The 18,121-nt window shown below is 57.1% G+C and carries 20 protein-coding genes; 13 read left to right on the top strand and 7 right to left on the bottom strand.

The window, feature by feature from the left end; translation table 11 throughout:
- Positions 1-187: 187 nt before the first annotated feature.
- The 10 genes from DSM3645_RS08265 to DSM3645_RS08220 all read left to right on the top strand — a co-directional run bounded on the left by DSM3645_RS08265 (position 188) and on the right by DSM3645_RS08220 (position 9,993).
- A complete protein-coding gene (locus DSM3645_RS08265) occupies positions 188-1,609 on the top strand; it encodes a prenyltransferase/squalene oxidase repeat-containing protein (protein WP_050769331.1) in 1,422 nt (473 codons plus the stop codon).
- A complete protein-coding gene (locus DSM3645_RS08260; protein ID WP_161603310.1) occupies positions 1,593-2,345 on the top strand; it encodes a HisA/HisF-related TIM barrel protein in 753 nt (250 codons plus the stop codon). Before DSM3645_RS08265 ends, DSM3645_RS08260 begins: the two co-directional genes overlap by 17 nt.
- 440 nt (positions 2,346-2,785) lie before the next feature.
- Positions 2,786-4,141 (top strand): Na(+)-translocating NADH-quinone reductase subunit A, encoded by a 1,356-nt coding sequence (locus DSM3645_RS08255; protein WP_040351703.1) that lies wholly within the window; start codon positions 2,786-2,788, stop codon positions 4,139-4,141.
- Positions 4,142-4,143: 2 nt separating this feature from the next.
- Positions 4,144-5,394: an NADH:ubiquinone reductase (Na(+)-transporting) subunit B gene (locus tag DSM3645_RS08250; protein ID WP_002651659.1), complete on the top strand. Its 1,251-nt coding sequence runs from the start codon at positions 4,144-4,146 to the stop codon at positions 5,392-5,394.
- Positions 5,384-6,190, top strand: coding sequence for a Na(+)-translocating NADH-quinone reductase subunit C (locus DSM3645_RS08245; protein WP_002651658.1), 807 nt, complete (start codon positions 5,384-5,386; stop codon positions 6,188-6,190). The genes DSM3645_RS08250 and DSM3645_RS08245 overlap by 11 nt, the downstream gene beginning before the upstream one ends.
- Positions 6,183-6,821 carry an NADH:ubiquinone reductase (Na(+)-transporting) subunit D gene (locus DSM3645_RS08240; protein WP_002651657.1) on the top strand — a complete coding sequence of 213 codons (639 nt, stop codon included), beginning with the start codon at positions 6,183-6,185 and terminating at the stop codon, positions 6,819-6,821. Before DSM3645_RS08245 ends, DSM3645_RS08240 begins: the two co-directional genes overlap by 8 nt.
- 2 nt (positions 6,822-6,823) lie before the next feature.
- The gene (gene nqrE / locus DSM3645_RS08235) at positions 6,824-7,435 is read left to right on the top strand and encodes an NADH:ubiquinone reductase (Na(+)-transporting) subunit E (protein ID WP_002651656.1); all 612 of its coding nucleotides are present in this window, start codon (positions 6,824-6,826) and stop codon (positions 7,433-7,435) included.
- Between the two features lie 40 nt (positions 7,436-7,475).
- Positions 7,476-8,714 (top strand): NADH:ubiquinone reductase (Na(+)-transporting) subunit F, encoded by a 1,239-nt coding sequence (nqrF, locus tag DSM3645_RS08230; RefSeq protein WP_002651655.1) that lies wholly within the window; start codon positions 7,476-7,478, stop codon positions 8,712-8,714.
- Positions 8,698-9,729 (top strand): FAD:protein FMN transferase, encoded by a 1,032-nt coding sequence (locus DSM3645_RS08225; RefSeq protein WP_237564778.1) that lies wholly within the window; start codon positions 8,698-8,700, stop codon positions 9,727-9,729. The genes nqrF and DSM3645_RS08225 overlap by 17 nt, the downstream gene beginning before the upstream one ends.
- Before the next feature lie 3 nt (positions 9,730-9,732).
- Positions 9,733-9,993: a (Na+)-NQR maturation NqrM gene (locus tag DSM3645_RS08220; protein WP_050769330.1), complete on the top strand. Its 261-nt coding sequence runs from the start codon at positions 9,733-9,735 to the stop codon at positions 9,991-9,993.
- Positions 9,994-10,170: 177 nt separating this feature from the next.
- On the opposite strand, the gene DSM3645_RS08215 is transcribed toward DSM3645_RS08220, so the two are convergent.
- Positions 10,171-11,649, bottom strand: coding sequence for a sulfatase family protein (locus DSM3645_RS08215; protein ID WP_002651652.1), 1,479 nt, complete (start codon positions 11,647-11,649; stop codon positions 10,171-10,173).
- 125 nt (positions 11,650-11,774) lie between these two features.
- Here DSM3645_RS08215 and DSM3645_RS08210 point away from each other — a divergent pair, with 125 nt between their 5' ends.
- Positions 11,775-12,248, top strand: coding sequence for a nucleoside deaminase (locus DSM3645_RS08210; RefSeq protein WP_040351702.1), 474 nt, complete (start codon positions 11,775-11,777; stop codon positions 12,246-12,248).
- A gap of 7 nt (positions 12,249-12,255) precedes the next feature.
- Here the strand turns inward: DSM3645_RS08210 and queF are convergent, their stop codons facing one another.
- On the bottom strand, positions 12,256-12,642 hold the full coding sequence (gene queF, locus DSM3645_RS08205; protein ID WP_002651650.1) for a preQ(1) synthase: 387 nt from the start codon (positions 12,640-12,642) through the stop codon (positions 12,256-12,258).
- Between the two features lie 91 nt (positions 12,643-12,733).
- On the opposite strand from queF, the gene DSM3645_RS08200 reads away from it, so the two are divergent.
- Positions 12,734-13,420: a 7-carboxy-7-deazaguanine synthase QueE gene (locus tag DSM3645_RS08200; RefSeq protein WP_002651649.1), complete on the top strand. Its 687-nt coding sequence runs from the start codon at positions 12,734-12,736 to the stop codon at positions 13,418-13,420.
- Between the two features lie 65 nt (positions 13,421-13,485).
- Here DSM3645_RS08200 and DSM3645_RS08195 read toward each other — a convergent pair whose 3' ends face one another.
- The 5 genes from DSM3645_RS08195 to DSM3645_RS08175 all read right to left on the bottom strand — a co-directional run bounded on the left by DSM3645_RS08195 (position 13,486) and on the right by DSM3645_RS08175 (position 16,987).
- A complete protein-coding gene (locus DSM3645_RS08195; RefSeq protein WP_040352291.1) occupies positions 13,486-13,836 on the bottom strand; it encodes a hypothetical protein in 351 nt (116 codons plus the stop codon).
- A gap of 12 nt (positions 13,837-13,848) precedes the next feature.
- The gene (locus tag DSM3645_RS08190) at positions 13,849-14,421 is read right to left on the bottom strand and encodes a hypothetical protein (protein WP_002651647.1); all 573 of its coding nucleotides are present in this window, start codon (positions 14,419-14,421) and stop codon (positions 13,849-13,851) included.
- Positions 14,422-14,513: 92 nt separating this feature from the next.
- Positions 14,514-15,290: a PIG-L deacetylase family protein gene (locus tag DSM3645_RS08185; protein WP_002651646.1), complete on the bottom strand. Its 777-nt coding sequence runs from the start codon at positions 15,288-15,290 to the stop codon at positions 14,514-14,516.
- The gene (locus DSM3645_RS08180; RefSeq protein ID WP_002651645.1) at positions 15,290-16,216 is read right to left on the bottom strand and encodes a hypothetical protein; all 927 of its coding nucleotides are present in this window, start codon (positions 16,214-16,216) and stop codon (positions 15,290-15,292) included. Before DSM3645_RS08180 ends, DSM3645_RS08185 begins: the two co-directional genes overlap by 1 nt.
- A 75-nt stretch (positions 16,217-16,291) precedes the next feature.
- Positions 16,292-16,987: a hypothetical protein gene (locus DSM3645_RS08175; RefSeq protein WP_002651644.1), complete on the bottom strand. Its 696-nt coding sequence runs from the start codon at positions 16,985-16,987 to the stop codon at positions 16,292-16,294.
- Between the two features lie 71 nt (positions 16,988-17,058).
- Between DSM3645_RS08175 and DSM3645_RS08170 the strand changes: the two genes are divergently transcribed.
- Entirely contained in the window at positions 17,059-18,003 is a 945-nt protein-coding gene (locus tag DSM3645_RS08170; protein ID WP_002651643.1) for a hypothetical protein, read from the top strand.
- Positions 18,004-18,121 lie beyond the last annotated feature (118 nt).

Here is an 18,121-nt window from a genome sequence, read left to right as displayed (position 1 = left end):
GCAATATTTGCGTCACGCTTGCAGTTTCAATCAAGCTATAGTTGACGGTGATCCTGGTGCTGCGCGCCGATTGTGCGGCGCGTACTCATTGTTTCGGTGGTAGCGATTTATGCGCATCCTTTCGGCATCGACAAATGTCGCCGAGTCTCCGGCTCCTTCGCGGGTCAGGAAGAAGGAGAATGCGCTCGTGCTGTGGCTGTCGCGCCGTTTTCAAGGCTCGGCTGGCTGGATGTTCAGTTTGCTGTTTCATTTATTGGTGGTGCTGGCGCTTGGATTGTGGATCTTGCGCGACGATCGACGAGAAGGCCCGCCGGGGATCATTCTCGGCGAAGCCGACCCGACTGTTCCGATTACCGAGATCCCCAAGTGGCAGCCGGAAGTTGCGGACATCCAGGGGGAAGTCATCAACGATTCGACTTTTGCGCTTGAGGAGTTGGCGCAGCAACTGGCGCAGACTGCTCCGTCCGCAGCGCCAATCGCTTCGATTCCGTCCCCGGCGTTGCAGTTCTCGGATTCGGCGACGCTGACTTACGTACCGCCGGCCGGCGCCGGTGGATTTGAAGGAAGAGATCCCGCCAAGCAACCAGGTTTGCTGCAGCAGCGCGGAGGCTCACAAGCGACGCAAGACGCCGTCGAACGCGCGTTGGCCTGGATCGCTGCGCAGCAAAACGACGATGGTCATTGGGACTTCAATCATCGCAACGGCCCTCAGGGAGCGCGTGCTACCGATCCGGGAACCGCGCATGCGTTGACCGGCGCGACCGGTCTGGCGCTGCTGCCGTTTTTGGGCAAGGGTTACACGCATCTGCGTGAAAGTCCCTATCAAGAGACGGTTGCTAAGGGGCTCTACTATCTGAGAACGAACATGATCGTCAGCAATCGAGGAGGCGATCTGACCGGCGGCAGTAAGTTTGGCATGTATTGTCACGGCTTGGCGGCGATCGCGCTGTGCGAAGCGTACGCCATGACCGAAGATCCTGATCTGCGCCAGGATGCTCAGGAGGCGGTGAAGTTTATTGAGTTCGCGCAGCATCTCGAAGGCGGGTGGCGCTATCAACCGGGCGAGCCAGGCGATACGTCGGTTTATGGTTGGCAATTGATGGCGCTGAAGAGCGCCTTGATCGGCGGGCTGCAAGTTTCGTCCGCCAAAGTTGGTCTGGCGGAGTACTTTCTCGATACGGTGCAAACCGACGCCGGCGCCTACTATGGATATCAGCGGCCGGGGAAGCGGCCGACGACAACGGCGATCGGACTGTTGTCACGGATGTATCTGGGATGGCGTCGCAATGATCGGCGATTGCAACGGGGAGCGAAGTTTCTCGCGACCGAGGGGCCCTCGCAGCGTGACATGTATTTCAACTACTACGCGACCAACGTGATGGCGCACCAAGGCGGGCCTGCGTGGACGAAGTGGAACGACAAGCTAAGCAACTACCTGGTGCAGTCGCAATCGACAAAGTTGTACGAGGCGGGAAGCTGGCGCTTTGACGACCCTTACTTTGAGGAGGGGGGGCGATTGTACACGACCTGTTTGGCGGCGATGATCCTAGAAGTTTACTATCGCCATATGCCTCTCTACTCTGATCAGTCCATTGACTTCACTTTCTAAGTTGCCGCCGGTGATCTTGCCGGTGATCGATTTGAAAGACCGGCACGTGGTGCGCGGCGTCGGCGGCTTGCGGCGTCGCTATCGTCCGATCGAAAGCAAGTTGTGCGCTTCATCAAAGCCTGGCGACGTCGCCGCAGCGATGGTTACCGCGTATTCGTTTGAGGATGCATACGTCGCGGATCTGGATGCGATTCTAGACGGTCGACCGCAAGTTGAAGATTGGCGGAAAATCGCAGAGGCCGGTCTGCGGCTGCATCTCGACGCCGGATTGGCGACGCTTGCCGATTGCCAACGCGTGATCGAAGTGCTGGCACGAGAGAATGTCGCATCCGTGATTGTCGGGCTCGAGACGCTGCGACGCTGGGAAGATCTGGAGCAGATCGCGGCCGAATTTGGCGACGACGTGACGTTCAGTCTTGATTTGCGGCATGGTCGTCCGTTACGGATTGTGGGTGCGGCGATTCGTCCCGAAGAAGTAGCGCAACGCGCGTTTGAGTGCGGCGTTAGGCGAATTGTGTTGCTCGATCTGGCTCACATTGGGCAGGGGAGGGGGACCGGAACCGAGATGCTGTGCCGCGAGTTGTCGACGCAACTTGCGGGAGTCGAGTGGATTACTGGAGGTGGGATGCAGACATCGGCCGATATCGCAGCGCAATTGGCGATCGGCGCATCACGCGTGCTGGTATCTTCTGCACTTCATGAAGATGAAAAAATATTAATGCCGCGTCCGCAATGAGCGACAATGAATTAAATTGCCGCAGAGTGATTACGGCAGAGAGTTTTTTGTCGTTGTTTTTTAACGGATCGGTATTTGCCCACATTTCGCCCGGGGTTCGTTGCGTTCGCTTATCGCCGCTCAAAACGCAAGTTAGGACCTCGCAAAAAGGGGCTTGGATTCGTAGGGCGAGGAATTCTCCCCTTGCGACTCCCTGCACAACCGATATTATTTTGAGGATAGCGAGGCAATTATTCGGGCATGCCTGGGTGTAGGCATCTTCTTCACGGCGAGCGTTAACTGCACAGCTTCCTTTGTTCGCCGCAGACGATTGAAAAGCATTTCCCAGGCCTACATGTCCTATACATTGTGAAAGTTTTCACAAACTCAGTTTGCTCGCTACGTTACGCAGCGATACGCAGTAATTTCCAGGGCCAAGATTCGCCCGTTCGGAGCCGCGGATGCCACGAACTATTACATTGAAACGAGGGCTCGATCTGCCGATTTCGGGTCGTCCTCAGCAGTCCATCGAGTCGGCCGGAGCGGTGACCCGATTCGGTCTCCTTGGCGAGGACTACATCGGCATGCGGCCGACGATGTTTGTTGCCGAAGGGGATTCGGTCAAACTTGGTCAGGCCCTGTTTGAAGACAAAAAGAATCCCGGCGTGATGTTCACATCGCCGGCCGCCGGAAAGGTTGTTGCGGTTAACCGCGGCGCCAAGCGTCGGTTTTTGTCGGTCGTGATCGAGCGTGAAGGGGACGAACAAGTCGAGTTCGCCTCGCATGGCGATCAATCGCTCTTGAATCTGACTCGCCAGCAAGTGGTCGAGGGAATGTTGGCCGCCGGCCTGTGGCCAGCGCTGCGACAACGGCCCTTTGGTCGGACTCCATCGCCGACGCAAACGCCGAGAGCGCTGTTCATTACGGCGATCGACAGCCATCCGTTGGCGGCTGATCCCGCAGTCGTGATCGGCCCGCAGAAAGCGGAGTTCACGGCCGGTTTGGAAGCGCTGAGTAAATTAACCGATGGACCGATGTTCGTCTGTCGTGCTCCTGGCGCTGACATCCCGGGTGAAGGCCTGGAATTCGCCGAAGTTGTCGAATTCGATGGCCCACATCCTGCCGGCTTGCCTGGAACGCATATTCATTGCTTGTTCCCGGCGGGGCGCGATCGCGCCGTCTGGCACATCGGTTATCAAGACGTGTTGGCGATCGGTACGCTGTTCAAGACCGGCCGACTGAACGTCAAGCGAATCCTCTCGCTGGCGGGACCCGCCGTGAGCAAGCCGCGCTTGATCGAAGCGGCGTTGGGCGCCGACCTGACGCAGTTGACTGACGGTCAGCTGAATGGAGTCGATCCTCGCGTGATTTCGGGCTCGGTCTTTTGGGGCCGAACTTGTGCAGAGCCGCATACGTTCCTGGGACGTTACCACAATCAGATTTCGGTGCTGGAAGAAGGTCGCAACCGCGACTTCCTGGGTTGGCTGACGCTCGGGTTCGGCAAGTTCTCGACCAAGTCGGTGTTCATGTCGGCCCTGACCGGCGGAGGTCGCGAATATGACTTCACGACCAGCAGTGAGGGAAGTCATCGCGCGATCATCCCGACCGGGATGTATGAAAAAGTGATGCCGCTCGATATCGAACCGACAGCACTGCTCAAGTCGCTGGTGGTGAACGATATGGAATCGGCTCAGGCGCTGGGCGCCTTGGAATTGGATGAAGAAGATTTGGCGCTTTGTTCCTACGTCGATACCGGCAAGCACGACTTCGGCAGCGCCCTGCGGAAGAACCTAGACCGCATTGAGGCCGAGGGGTAACCATGAAGTTTATACGCAACCTACTCGATCGCGCCGCTCCTCTGTTTGAGGAAGGCGGCAAGCTCGAACGACTCTATCCGCTGTATGAAGCGGGAGATACGTTCCTTTACACGCCAGGCGAAATCACGCACGGTACGACCCATGTGCGAGATGGTCTCGACCTGAAGCGGATGATGGTGTTTGTCGTCATCGCGCTCACGCCGTGCATCTTGATGGCGATGTGGAACACCGGCTACCAAGCCAACTCAGCGATTCACGCTGAAGCCGGCACTGCGCCGGAGAACTGGCAAGAGAGTCTGTTCACGTCACTGGGAATGGCTCACGACCCCGGCAGCTTGCTCGACAATATCGTGCTGGGCGCGATCTACTTTCTGCCGGTCTACATCGTCACGATGACGGTCGGCGGGATTATCGAGGTGATCTTCGGAATCGTTCGCAAGCATGAAGTCAACGAAGGGTTCCTGGTTACCGGGATGCTCTTTCCGCTGACGTTGCCGCCGACGATTCCACTCTGGCAAGTCGCTTTAGGCATCGCCTTCGGCGTGTTGATCGGCAAGGAAGTTTTTGGCGGCACCGGCAAGAACTTTCTGAATCCGGCCCTCACGGCTCGTGCGTTCCTTTACTTCGCTTACCCGAATCAGATCACCGGCAACGTTTGGATTGCTGCCGATGGTTTTAGCGGCGCGACCACCCTAGGGGCGTTGGCCGAGAACAAAGACAATCTGGACGTGGGGCTTTCGCAGATTCTGCAAGGAGTCGACGGTCAGGGGATTACTTGGATGCAAGCGTTCCTCGGGACGATCACCGGTTCGATGGGCGAAACATCAGCTCTGGCATGTTTGCTGGGCGCCGCCTTTTTGATCCTGACCGGCGTCGGCTCGTGGAAGATCATGGCCGCAACTGTGTTGGGCGCCGTGGGAACCTCGGGCGTCTTTTGGCTCGCGAGTCTTTCGGGATTGGAAACCTCCGCGTTGTTCGCATTGCCGCCGTGGTGGCATCTGGTGATCGGCGGTTTCGCCTTCGGTTGCGTCTTTATGGTGACCGACCCGGTTTCGGCGGCGATGACGGAAAAAGGAAAGTGGTTTTACGGGATCCTGGTCGGCGTACTGACGATCTTGATTCGCGGCATCAACCCCGCGTTCCCGGAAGGGATCATGCTCGCCATCTTGTTTGGTAACGTGATGGCGCCGCTGATCGACTACTTCGTGATTCAAGGAAACATCAACAGAAGGATGGCTCGCTATGCGTCGTGATAGCGTAGGCGGAACGTTCCTGGTGGCCGCCGTCCTTTGCATCGTTTGTTCGATAGCGGTTTCGGCGACGGCAGTCCTCCTGAAACCGACTCAAGTCGAAAACGAAAAGCTGGATCAGCAGAAGAATATTCTGGCTGCCGCCGGCGCGTTGCCGAAGGACAAAGAAGGCAAAGTCGAAGATGTCAGCGACGCCAAGATCACCGAGTTGTACAACAGCGTCGAGACGATCGTGATCGACCTCGACACCGGCGAACGTGTTGATAATCGGGAAGAAGACCCGATTGCGGCCGATTCGTTGGATGACAAACCGAAGATGGAAAAAATTCCTACCGATGCTCCGGCTGCTGAAAAGCTGGGTGACATCAAAGAGCGCCCCAAATATTCGCAGGTCTTTTTGCTGAAGAAAGAGGGCCAGATCGACGTGATTGTGTTGCCGTTCTACGGCAAAGGACTGTGGTCGACCATGAAGGGCTTCATCGCTCTTGAGGGAGACGCCCAGACGATCAAAGGTTTGACTTACTACTCGCATGGCGAAACTCCAGGGCTCGGCGGCGAAGTCGACAACCCAGATTGGAAAGCCCAGTGGCCCGGCACCCAAGCGGTCGAAGACGACGGCAAGGTCGTCGTTTCGGTCACGAAGGCAGGGCAGACCGGCGGCATTGATACCAACATCGACGGCCTGTCAGGCGCTACGATCACGACCAAAGGGGTTGATACGATGGTTCGCTACTGGCTAGGCCCAGGCGGCTTCGGTCCATTTTTGGCGAAAGTTCGCAAGGGAGACTTCAATGGCTAAAGAGACCACGAAAGAGATCCTGCTGTCGCCGGTCTTCACCAACAATCCGATCGCACTGCAAGTGCTCGGCATTTGTTCGGCGTTGGCGGTGACGTCCAAAATGGACAAAGCCCTGACGATGGCGTTGGCGGTGACGGTGGTGACGGGGTTCTCGAACCTGAGCGTTAGTCTGGTTCGCAAGTTCATCCCCAGCAGCATCCGCATCATCGTGCAGATGACGATCATCGCATCGCTCGTGATCATCGTCGACCAATTTTTGAAAGCCTACGCGTTCAACATCAGCAAAGAGCTGTCGGTGTTCGTCGGTTTGATCATTACCAACTGTATCGTGATGGGACGTGCTGAAGCCTACGCGATGAAGCACGAACCCGGCATGAGCTTTTTGGACGGCATCGGCAATGGACTCGGCTATAGCTTGATTCTGTTGATCGTCGCCTTCTTCCGCGAACTGTTCGGTTTTGGAACCTTGTTCGGCATTACTATTCTGCCGCTGTACGACGCAGTCAAAGATTCCGGCTGGTACACGACCAACGGGCTGATGGTCTTGCCGCCGAGTGCGTTTTTCATCATCGGCATCATCATTTGGGTCTTGCGGACATTCCGTCCTGACCAGGTAGAGACGGAGGGCTAAACATGGCTGACTACGTCAATATTGCACTGAAAGCGGTCTTCAGCGAAAATCTCGCGCTCGCCTTCTTTTTGGGGATGTGCACGTTTCTCGCCGTTTCCAAAAACGTGAAGACGGCCCTCGGGCTGGGCGCCGCGGTGATCGCAGTGATGGCGATCACGATTCCGGCGAACAACCTGATCTATCAGCATCTGCTGAAGAAAGGGCAACTTGCTTGGATCAGCTCGGATCTGGCCGATATGGACCTCACGTTTCTCGGATTGATCATTTACATCGGCGTTATCGCGGCGATTGTGCAGATCTTGGAAATGGCGCTCGATCGTTACTTTCCGCCGTTGTATACCGCGCTCGGCATCTTTCTGCCGTTGATCACGGTCAACTGCGCGATTTTGGGCGGTTCGTTGTTCATGGTCGAGCGTGATTACAACTTTACGCAAAGCTGCGTTTACGGCGTCTTCGCCGGAGTCGGCTGGGCGTTGGCGATCGTCGCTTTGGCCGGCGTTCGCGAAAAGCTGAAATACAGCGACGTGCCGGATGGTCTGAAAGGACTCGGCATCACGTTCATCACCGCCGGCCTCATGGCTTTGGCGTTCATGTCGTTTGGCGGCATGCTGTAATTCCCGATTTCAGTGACTTTTAGTCGAAAAGTATAGAGTCATGCAGGAATATCAATTCATCCTGATTCCCGTCGGCGTCGCGATGTTCACGGTTCTCGTGCTGGCGCTGGTGGCGATCATTCTTGCCGCCAAGTCGGTGCTTGTCGCCGCCGGCGACGTGAAGCTCGTGATCAATGAGCAAAAAGAAGTTCATGTCCCCGCCGGCGGTAAATTGCTCAATGCGCTAGCCGACCAGGGCATCTTCGTCTCGTCCGCGTGCGGCGGCGGCGGAACCTGTGCTCAGTGCAAAGTGAAAATTCATTCGGGCGGCGGTGATATTCTGCCGACCGAAAAATCGCACATCAACAACCAGCAAGCCCGCGAAGGCTATCGCTTGTCGTGCCAGGTCGCGGTCAAGCAGGACATGAGCATCGAAGTTCCCCACGAAGCGTTTGAAACGAAGAAGTGGGATTGCGAGGTCATCTCGAACGACAACGTCGCGACCTTCATCAAAGAGTTCAAGCTGAAGCTGCCCGAAGGCGAGGAAGTCGACTTCAAGGCGGGCGGCTACATCCAGATCGAAATTCCGGAACACGAAGTCGCCTACAAGGACTTCGTCGTCGACAAGGAATATCATGAAGACTGGGATAAGTTCAACATTTGGCGGTATGTGTCCAAAGTGGATGAGCCGGTGATTCGCGCTTACTCGATGGCGAACTACCCCGGCGAAAAGGGCATCATCATGCTCAACGTCCGGATCGCTTCGCCGCCGCCGCGAGCCCCCGAAGGAACTCCGCCGGGTAAAGCTTCCAGCTATATCTTTAGCAAGAAGCCTGGCGATAAGGTGACGATCTCGGGCCCGTACGGCGAGTTCTTCATTAAAGACACCGAAAACGAAATGGTCTACATCGGCGGCGGCGCCGGCATGGCTCCGCTTCGCAGTCACATCTTTGAACTGTTCAAAGAACGAAAGACCAACCGCAAAGTTTCGTTTTGGTACGGCGGTCGGAGCGTTCGCGAACTGTTCTATGTCGACGAATTCCGCGACATTGAAAAGGACTTTCCGAACTTTAAGTTCAACATCGCGCTCTCGGATGCGTTGCCGGAAGACAACTGGACCGGTCTGAAAGGGTTCATTCACCAGGTTCTCCTCGAGAACTACTTGAAGAACCATCCGGCTCCGGAAGACATCGAGTATTACATCTGCGGTCCGCCGATGATGAATCAGGCGGTGTTCAAAATGCTGGATGACCTCGGCGTTCCGCCAGAAAATATCGCCTACGATGACTTCGGCGGCTAAACGTATGATCACGCTGACCAGAGCAGCATGCTTGCTGCTTTTGGTGGTCGGCTGTAGTCCCAACCACTCCGCTCCTGTCGAGTTAACAGGGCGGACGATGGGGACGACCTACTCGGTCAAGTTGATCGCGTCCGGCGCCGACTTCTCGACAGCGTCGCTGCAAAAGCAGGTGGACGAGCGGCTGGTCGAAATCAACCAGCAGATGTCGACCTATATTCCAGATTCGGAACTCTCGCGTTTCAATCAAAGCCCGGCGGGAAATTGGTTTCCCGTCTCGCAGGCGTTGGCCGACGTTGTTGCACGGGCCAAAGAAATTAGCGAGCAGAGCGACGGCGCGTTTGACGTGACCGTCGGCCCGCTGGTCAATCTCTGGAGTTTTGGCCCTGACAATCGTCCTGAAAAAGTCCCCAGCGACGAAGCGATCGCCGCCGCCCTGGCCAACGTGGGAGACGCCAAGCTCGAGGTTCGACTCGATCCTCCGGCCCTGAAAAAGTCACGAGACGCGTTGTATGTCGATCTTTCGGCGATCGCCAAAGGCTACGGCGTCGACCAGATCGCCCAACTGGTCGCCGACTCAGGCGCCCAATCGTACATGGTCGAAATCGGCGGTGAAGTACGCGCCGTCGGACGCAAGAGCGACGGCTCGCTATGGCGGATCGCGATCGAGAAACCGACCCCCGGCGCCAGAGCGATTCAAGAGATCGTCGAACTGTCGAACCAATCACTGGCGACTTCCGGAGATTATCGACAACATTTTGTGGAGGATGGTCAGATCTATTCTCACACGATTGATCCCCAAACAGGGCGTCCGCTGCCGCATCCTCCCGCGTCGGTCAGCGTGTTGCATGCCGATTGCGCCGCGGCCGACGCTTTCGCGACGACGCTCATGGTCTTGGGACCAGAGCGTGGATACAATTGGGCGGAACAAAACAAATTGGCCGTGTTGTTTCTCATCCGCGGCGCGGATGGGCCGGTCGTACGCCGCACGTCGTTGTGGCCTCAGCGTGGAGAGTAACCTGTGCTACTCACTTTTTTAATCGCCGCCGGAGTGTTCGCCATCGCATTGGCGGGGATGGCGATCGGCGTCATCATCAGCAACCGCAGCATCAAGGGAAGTTGCGGCGGGCTAAATAACTTCCGCGACTCGGTCGGCAATCCGATCTGCGACGCTTGCACGACGCCGTCACCGGAATGCTCGGGCCAGGGCAAGCGTCCCCAAGAATCCGGCGACTGCGATTCTCATCCGACCGCGACCGACGAGCACCCGGTTCATTCGTAAACGCGCGGCGTTATTTCTCAACCAACATCGCCGCTGGTAGAGCAAAACTAGGGTCCGCCGTGCGGACCAGCCGCCCTGCAAATTTGCTTGCTACGATGAACCGCTTTCCTTGGGCCGCACAGCGGCCCCTGCGCTGCTTGCACCGGGCCCCGCCGTCGATTGGCTTGCGGTTTTGCTTTACTCTCGCGTGCGGTCCGCTTGGCGAATCACCTTCAAGCGGGCTTTCAATTCTTTCAGCTTCTCGGGCGAAGCCTTGGCTAAGTTCTTGGTTTCGCCGATGTCTTGCGACAAATTGAAGAGTTGATCCTTGTCGTTGCGACGCGGCTCGATGTACTTCCAGTCTCCGACGCGGAGCGACAGTTGTCGGGCATGTTCGACCAGTTCGCTACGACCGAGCGTCGACTTACCAAGCAGCGCTTCCATGACGTCGAGACTGTCCGGAGCGGCCTCCGCCGGCAGCGTTTGCCCTGTCAGCTTGGCGAGCGAGGTCAACAGATCAATCTGGCAAACGAGCGCCTCTGACTCACCGGGCTGCACGACATGGGGCCAACGGACGATCGTCGGCACGCGGGTTCCCCCTTCGTAGTCACTATATTTTCCGCCGCGAAACGGGCCAGCCGGTTTGTGGTCGCCGATCAGTTCGACCGCTTGGTCTTTGTAGCCGTCGTCTAGCACCGGGCCATTGTCGCTCGACAAGATGACGAGCGTATCGTCGGTTAAGTTGTAACGATCCAGCGCGTCCAGCACCTGGCCGACGCACCAGTCAAACTGCAGGATCGCGTCGCCACGCGGGCCGTGGCCGCTTTTGCCGACGAACCGAGGGTGCGGAACGCGGGGGACGTGAATGTCGTGCGTCGAAAAGTAAAGGAAGAACGGTTGGTCGGCGTTGTCGTCGATAAACGCGACTGCTTTTGCGGTGATCGTGTCGGCCATGTCCTCGTCGACCCAGCGGGCCGACTTGCCGCCAGACATGTAACCGATGCGGCTGACGCCGTTAATAATGGTCTTGTCATGGCCATGCGAGAGTCCCATCTTCAGCAGTTCGGGATGGTCTTTGCCGGTCGGCTCGTCGCCCACCTTTTTCGCGTAGCTGACTTCGATCGGATCGTTGGGATCGAGACCGACGACATGGTGATTCTCGAGGTAGACGCACGGAACGCGGTCGCCGGTGGCCGGGATCAGAAACGAATAGTCGAAACCGACTTCCAGCGGTCCAGGAGCCACTTTGTCGTTCCAATTGACGTTTCCTATGCCGATTCCGAGATGCCATTTGCCGACGACGCCGGTCTTGTAGCCGGCGTCTCGCAGCATCGAGGGGAGGGTTACCTCATCGGTCGGGATAATCAACGCCGCGTCACCCGGCAAAATGCCGGTTCCCTTTTGTCGCCATGCGTAACGGCCGGTCAGCAGCGAATAACGCGACGGGGTGCAAGTCGCCGATCCACAGTGTGCGTCGGTAAACTGCAGCCCCTCTTGGGCGAGCCGATCCACGTTGGGGGTCGAGAACGACTTCGCGCCGTAACAGCTGAAATCCCCGTAACCGATGTCATCGGCGTAAATAAGAACGATGTTTTTGGGCTTTTCGGCGGCAGCGCCGCTGGCCAACAGAGTTCCGACAAGACCAGCGGCAAGCGCGAGATTTTGCAGAGATTGCATTGGGATCCAATCTAGCGTCGAGTAGCGTAGGCAGGGAAAATTTCCCTGTCGCCTGAGTCGGGCGACTCTACTATTGTACGCAGTCCAATTCGCTCACCTCTCCCGATTTTATGACGAAAACCCCCATGATTTCGCCCGTGGAACTGATGCAACTGGCCATTGAGAAGGCCAAACAGGGGATCGCCGCCAGGCAGTCGCCGTTTGGCTGTGCGATCGCCGTTGATGGAGAAGTGGTCGCCGTGTCTCACAATCTTGTGCTGCAAACGGTCGATGCGACCGCGCATGCCGAGGTGACGGCGCTGCGTGTCGCCTGCCAAAAAGTGGGCGAAATCTTGCTCCCCAGGGCCCAGGTCGCAACGACTTGCGAGCCTTGCCCGATGTGCGCGGCGGCGCTACATTGGGCGCGGGTCGCCGAGATCTACTACGGGGCGACCATCGACGACGCCGCAGCAGCCGGCTTTAACGAGCTGCGGGTCCCCGCTCGCTCGCTCTATGAACAAGGGGGGAGCTCAACGCGACTTATCAGCGACGTCGAGCGAGCGGCTTGCCGCGAATTGTTCGACCTCTGGAAGAGGGGCGAATCGGCGATCGCTTATTAGTTGGCGATTAGGCTTCTTCTTCCTCGTCCTCTTCCGGCGTTTCGGCGTAGTGCTCGACCGTCACGTTGGTGCTGATTCCGCCGCGCGGCGTGAACTTCGCTTCCAGGTGCATCCAGCGGGGCTCGAGCACGGCGACCAAGTCGTCCAGAATACGATTGGTGACGTTTTCGTAGAAGATTCCCTCGTTGCGAAAGGCCTGAAGATACATCTTCAGGCTTTTCAGCTCGACGCACTTCTCTTCGGGGATATAGTTGAAAATCAGCGTCCCAAAGTCAGGCTGCCCCGTTTTCGGGCAAACCGACGTAAATTCGGGACAGACGATCTCGATGTTGTAATCGCGATCAGGGTTCTGATTTTCGAAAGTTTCTAGAATATCGCGAAACTGTGTCGCCATTTGCGCGTCACTCCTACACGGTAAACTGGTATTTTGGCTTAACCGACCCGCGACGAAAAGCGGGCTCACACCTAAACCGCAGTCCAAACGCGTGCGCATCGCCGAAATATATCGATCGATTCAAGGAGAAGGCGCTCTGACCGGCGTCACGAGCACGTTTGTGCGCGCCTCAGGCTGCAATCTCCGCTGCTGGTTTTGCGATACGCCGCATGCTTCGTGGAAGCCGGAAGGGGAAGATCTGTCGGTCGCCGAGATCCTGGGCAGGATCGCCCTGTTGGACTGCGATCATGTGGTGTTGACCGGAGGCGAACCGATGTTGTTCGCCGAGATGATCCCGCTGTGCGAGGGGATCCATGTCGCGGGTCGTCACATCACTATCGAAACGGCCGGCACCCTTTATTTGCCGCTGACCTGCGACGTGATGTCGATCAGTCCAAAAATGTCGAACTCGGCGCCGCCGTTGGATGATCATCCTCGCTGGCGCCGCCGGCACGAGCAAACGCGGAAGGCGCCGGAGGTGATACGGCAACTGATCGACGAGCACGCTTATCAGTTCAAGTTTGTGATCGATCGCCCGGCCGACGCAGAAGAGGTGCTCCGCTATCTTGACCTGTATCCGCAGATCAATCGCCAAACGGTCTTTATGATGCCGCAAGGAACCGAGGCCGGTGAGTTGGAAGCGATTCGAACCTGGCTCGAGCCTTGGTGCGATCAGCATCAATTGCAATTTGGTCCGCGGCGGCAGATCGAATGGTTTGGCGCGCTGCGGGGAACGTGATGCTCCCGTATAGGTCAAGCCTTGGCCCAATTATCGTGCCGAACTTCAGTGGGCCAAGGCCTGACCTACACGAGCAGTCGCTCTAACTCGGCGATCACGGTACGGCAACTAGCGGCGGCCATTCGGAAGTTGGTGTGGTCCGAGATCTCGGGTTGGATCTCTTGGAACAACTCGCCGGCGCGGCGCAGTTTGGAGAGCTTCTTCTTCGCCTGTTTCAGATAGGCGGCCGCATCGCCGCTTTCGAGCGGCGCTCCGAGCGCGAGCATGTAGTCGTACAATGCTCGCGCGACTTCCTGTAATTCGTCGTCTTCTTCCGTTTCTTCGGCATGCTTGAGAAACGTGCGAACCATCCAGAGATGCGCCAGTTGGTCGTCGATCGCCTGCATCAGCTGTTGATCGTTGCTGGATTCGTTCATCATCGGCTCCCGCTAGTCAGCGGCAGGCTTGGCTTCATGGGCAGGATCGGCTGGTTTCTCAGCCGCGGACGCCGTTTTGCCGTGATCGGCCGCAGCGTGCGGTTTGGCGCGGGGAGCGAAAAAGAGAACTGTCACGGCGCCGGCGACAATCAAAATCAGGCCGGCGAAGTAAAACGGATTGGCTTGGCCCCACAGACCTTTGGTCGTCATCGAGATGACCGTGATGATGATCGGCGCCGTCCCAAAAACGAGCGGCATCACGATCCATGGTTTCGATGCGCTGCTGCCGGCGCTGAAAGCTAAAACAATCCCTAATGCGCCCAGCGTACCGAAGACGCCTGCGGCGCTGCTCCAGCCGATGCCGCTAAAGGACCAACCTTCCCACAGCTTGCCTTGCGAAGCGAGAATCGCTCCGGGGATCAGAATCGCAACGACAAAATAGGCGAAACCGACGCAGATCAGCGGTTTGAAAGAACCCCCTAGTCTTGCTTGCCCTTCATGCAACACCGCGCCGTACGATCCCCAGCAAATTGCCGTTAACGCAACGCCCAGCAACATGAATACTAGCTTTTCGAGACTTTCCATCACCGGCTCCCCGATCCCATTTAATTGTTAGAACGACTATTCTCGTCATTGTAACAGCCGCGCCAAGGGAAGGGCAGGGCGAGCCAAATGGGTTAGTAAGCTGGATTACGAACGACGCGCGACGCCAGCGCGACGGCCAAGGGGTCATCGCCGGGATCGCAAAATCCGGCGTGCAGATGCCGCCGCCAACCTTCGGCAAATGCGTAGGTCTCTGACAGATGACCCATTTGGCGATCCAAATCGCGGAGCGCTTCGAGATACGAGCCCATCCCCTGGCTTTGGTCGAGCCACTCTTTCTGGCTTTTGTGACAGGCCAGCATGTCGACTTTCCGTTCGACCAGATCCGACGTATCGACAAACAGCTCTGGCATGACCAGTTTGCCTAGCGGGTCTCGATTTTGATACGGCTGGGCGTGATAGACCGTCACCTTTTGCTGGGTGATCGCCTGCGGCGGATTGACCGAAAAGTTAGGCATGCCGCGGCAAAATGCGCCGGTTACCGCCAAGCGAGCGACTTGCATGTGGTCTTCCATATAATCGCTGGGCGCATGTGTGAGCACGATCTCCGGCTCGATGGCCCGCATGACTGAAGTCACCTGCGCCAAGAGTTCGAGCGAATAGATCACCTCTAGATCAGCGCACAGCGGCGCGTGAAATTGCGCGCCGATCGCCGCGGCCGCCGCCTGGGCTTCGGCCAGACGAATCCGGGCGGTCGTCTCACGATCGGTCGTCATGCTGCCGCAGCAGCCATCGGCGACGTTCCAATAATGGATTTCGTAGCCGGCGTCGGCGAGCGCCATCAGGGAGCCCGCCATGAGGAACTCGATATCGTCGGGATGAGCCGCAATGGCCAGAGCAGAACGCTTCATTAGTGCATTTGAACCGTGCAAGTTCCCAAACCGCCGCGGAAGTAGTTGAAGCGAACATTCGGATGATCCGCCAACAACGACATCGGCACCGCCGAATCAGGAATCTTCTTGGCGATCATCAGCGCCGTCAAACGTTGACCAAACGGGTTGTCATGCGCGCCGGCTTGCCAGATCGAAACGCATTCTGACTTCCAGGTCTCTTTCGGTCCGACGGTCACCGCCGAAAGGGGAACTTCAGTCACGACGCCGCCGCCAGAGGTGCGCGCGTTTTGCATCACCGTCACCGGGTGAAGATCAACGACGCGGGTGCCGAGCTGACGGTATTCTTCTGGAGTGGGCGGCGCGTCGACATAGTCGCCGGTTCGCGGGAAGGGATCGTTGAACGCCCAGTGTTTCGCGTCTCCCTGACCACCTTGCATGACCAGGCAGCGCGCCTGATCCCACGACGCGATATATTCGGCCGCGTCGACTTTGGGGAAGTGGATGTTCTCGGTCGGCATCCGTAGTTCGGGCTTGATCTTGTCAAACAACATGTCGTGATCGGCTTTGGCGAATCCGAGCGGAAATTCAAACGGCACTTCTTTGCCGTCGATGACCCATTCGTCCATGCCCCAAAAGTGGGCATGCTTCAGATCGATCTCTAACTCGTTGACCAGCCGCGCGACCAGCGGCAGTTGTTCGGTCGGCCCAATCGGGCCGCAGATGCCGCACGGATTGTCGGCGGTCGCTTGTTTCCAAGCGGTGATGTATTCGAGCGCTTCGGCTAGATAGAAATCTTCGAGCGTGTCATACATCCGCACCTCAAAACCTTCGCGAGAAAAGCCGAGCAGATCCTCCGGCGTGACGCGGGCCGCATCGTCCAGTAGCTCACGGTCGAGCGTTGTGAAGTCCCACCACTCGGGCGCCAGGATGCTGCGAGATCGCATATCGAATTCTCTTTGACGAAGTTCAAGGAAGGAGTGTGACGAGTCGCCCGATTTTGGCTTCGCAGCGGCGATGTGTCAATCTTCAGAATGCGAAGTTCCAGGCGATTGTATAAAACCTGTCAGGTGTGTGCGCAAGATTGCTTCGACTTGCTCGCACTTTGCCGGTTCGACCTGAATCTGAATGCTGCCGAGCAATTGCAATTGGTTGGGCTGATAACCACTCCAGCGATAAGATTTGAAGTCTTCCCAGGGGTAGAGCATCCAGCACAGAAGTAGACCATTTTCGCGGAACTGCGGTGCGTCCGAGGACCGCAGTATCAAAATGAACTGCAGTTCCATCGCGACAGGCGGAAGCAGATTCATTGCTTCGAGCATCCACGATGTCGGCGGGTTTGACTTGCCCTGTAGATGGACTTGAAACAGTAACAGGAAAACCGGACAAAAGAAAAGGATCACTAAAAAGGCGCTTCTCCAAGTCTTCCAGCGAATGGCCCTTTGATCCTCCACGACCAGCAAAAGTCCTTCGGCGCGAAGTATTGCGTTGCGACGGAGTTGTTCAAAAAAGGTCCAGAAGACGATCGCACCGACAATCAGGCAAATCGCGCCACGCAAGATCATCATCCATTGCGCCGCGTTAAAAGCACGAATCCATGGCGCCGAAAATATCAACAGAATCGCAGTCGCGGTGATGAAGACGGCCACTTGAGCAAGTTGAAACTGCAGCGGGCGAAATCGCTTTGGCGTCGGCTCGAAGCGAGAGTTTTCTTCCATGCATTCTTTAAACACCCACGGTACAATCGGGGGGAACTTCAGATCGTTAGATTAGGCGGGATCGCGGCGGCATGCAAGAATCGACGGAGCAGCGGCTAGAAACTTCGCGTGGTTGGCGGATTGCGCTGCTCCTGTTGTTGGTGATCGGCTTTCTGGCGTTTGACTATTATGTGACGCGAGCGTTTCAAGCCAGGTATGGCTTCGCCACTGAATTCATCCAGGCCATCTGCATGGGAGCGTATGTGGTGCAGATTGACCTGATCGCTATCTGGAGCGCGATGGGACCGGGGAGAATGGTCGTACGGATTCCTTGGGCGCTGTTGGCGATGACGTTGGTTTTTGTCGTTCATCAGCAAGGCGCGGCGGTCCGCTCACGGTATCTTTTTTCAGACGAAGACCGGTCGATGTTAGCGGCGATGCTGTTGTGGGGACTGATCGCCGCGACCGGGAGCTTCTTTCTGTATCGAGTTGCGTCCCGTCGACGCTTACTTCACCGCGACGCTTCCTTGGAAGGGGCGCAACATTTTCATTTGCAGCATCTGATCGGAGGGATCTTCTTACTAAGCGTGACGTGCGGGTTGCTGAAAGCATTTGAGTTTCCCATCGTGTTTCCCTCGCTCAACAATAGGCCGATCATTGGCGTCGGAATTTTCACGGTCGTGAATCTCACGATCACCTTGCCGGCGATCATCTTGTCTTACCGAATCTCTTTCGCACCTCGTTATCTGGTGCTGGCCGGGATTTGCGTCTTGGTGACGATCAGCGAGGTCGCCGTGTTTTTTTTTCTCTCCGGAGGCGGAGCGCCGCCAGATTTAGGCAAGATCGTCTTGATGTTCCTGCTGATGAATGTCACCCAAGGTTTCTTGCTATCGCTGATCTTATCGATGGTTCGCTTCGGCGGTTACGAATTTCGTTTGGTGACCAGCGGTACGCTAGTCCAGCCGAACGTGAAGAACGAATCGCCAACCATTGCCGAGGCCGATCCATGGTCGCATGATGAAACAACCATGGACTAGCAACGCTAGCGCCAGCAGCCGAATCACAACCAATTCAGCTCCTATTTCAGGCGCCGTAAGCAAACCTTCGCCAAGCGGCGCAGCTTTCCTCAAGCCGATCAACGACACTAGTCGACGT

This window comes from Blastopirellula marina DSM 3645, assembly GCF_000153105.1.
In the GTDB taxonomy this organism is placed as follows: domain Bacteria; phylum Planctomycetota; class Planctomycetia; order Pirellulales; family Pirellulaceae; genus Blastopirellula; species Blastopirellula marina.
This window is presented reverse-complemented; position numbering and strand designations above follow the sequence as displayed.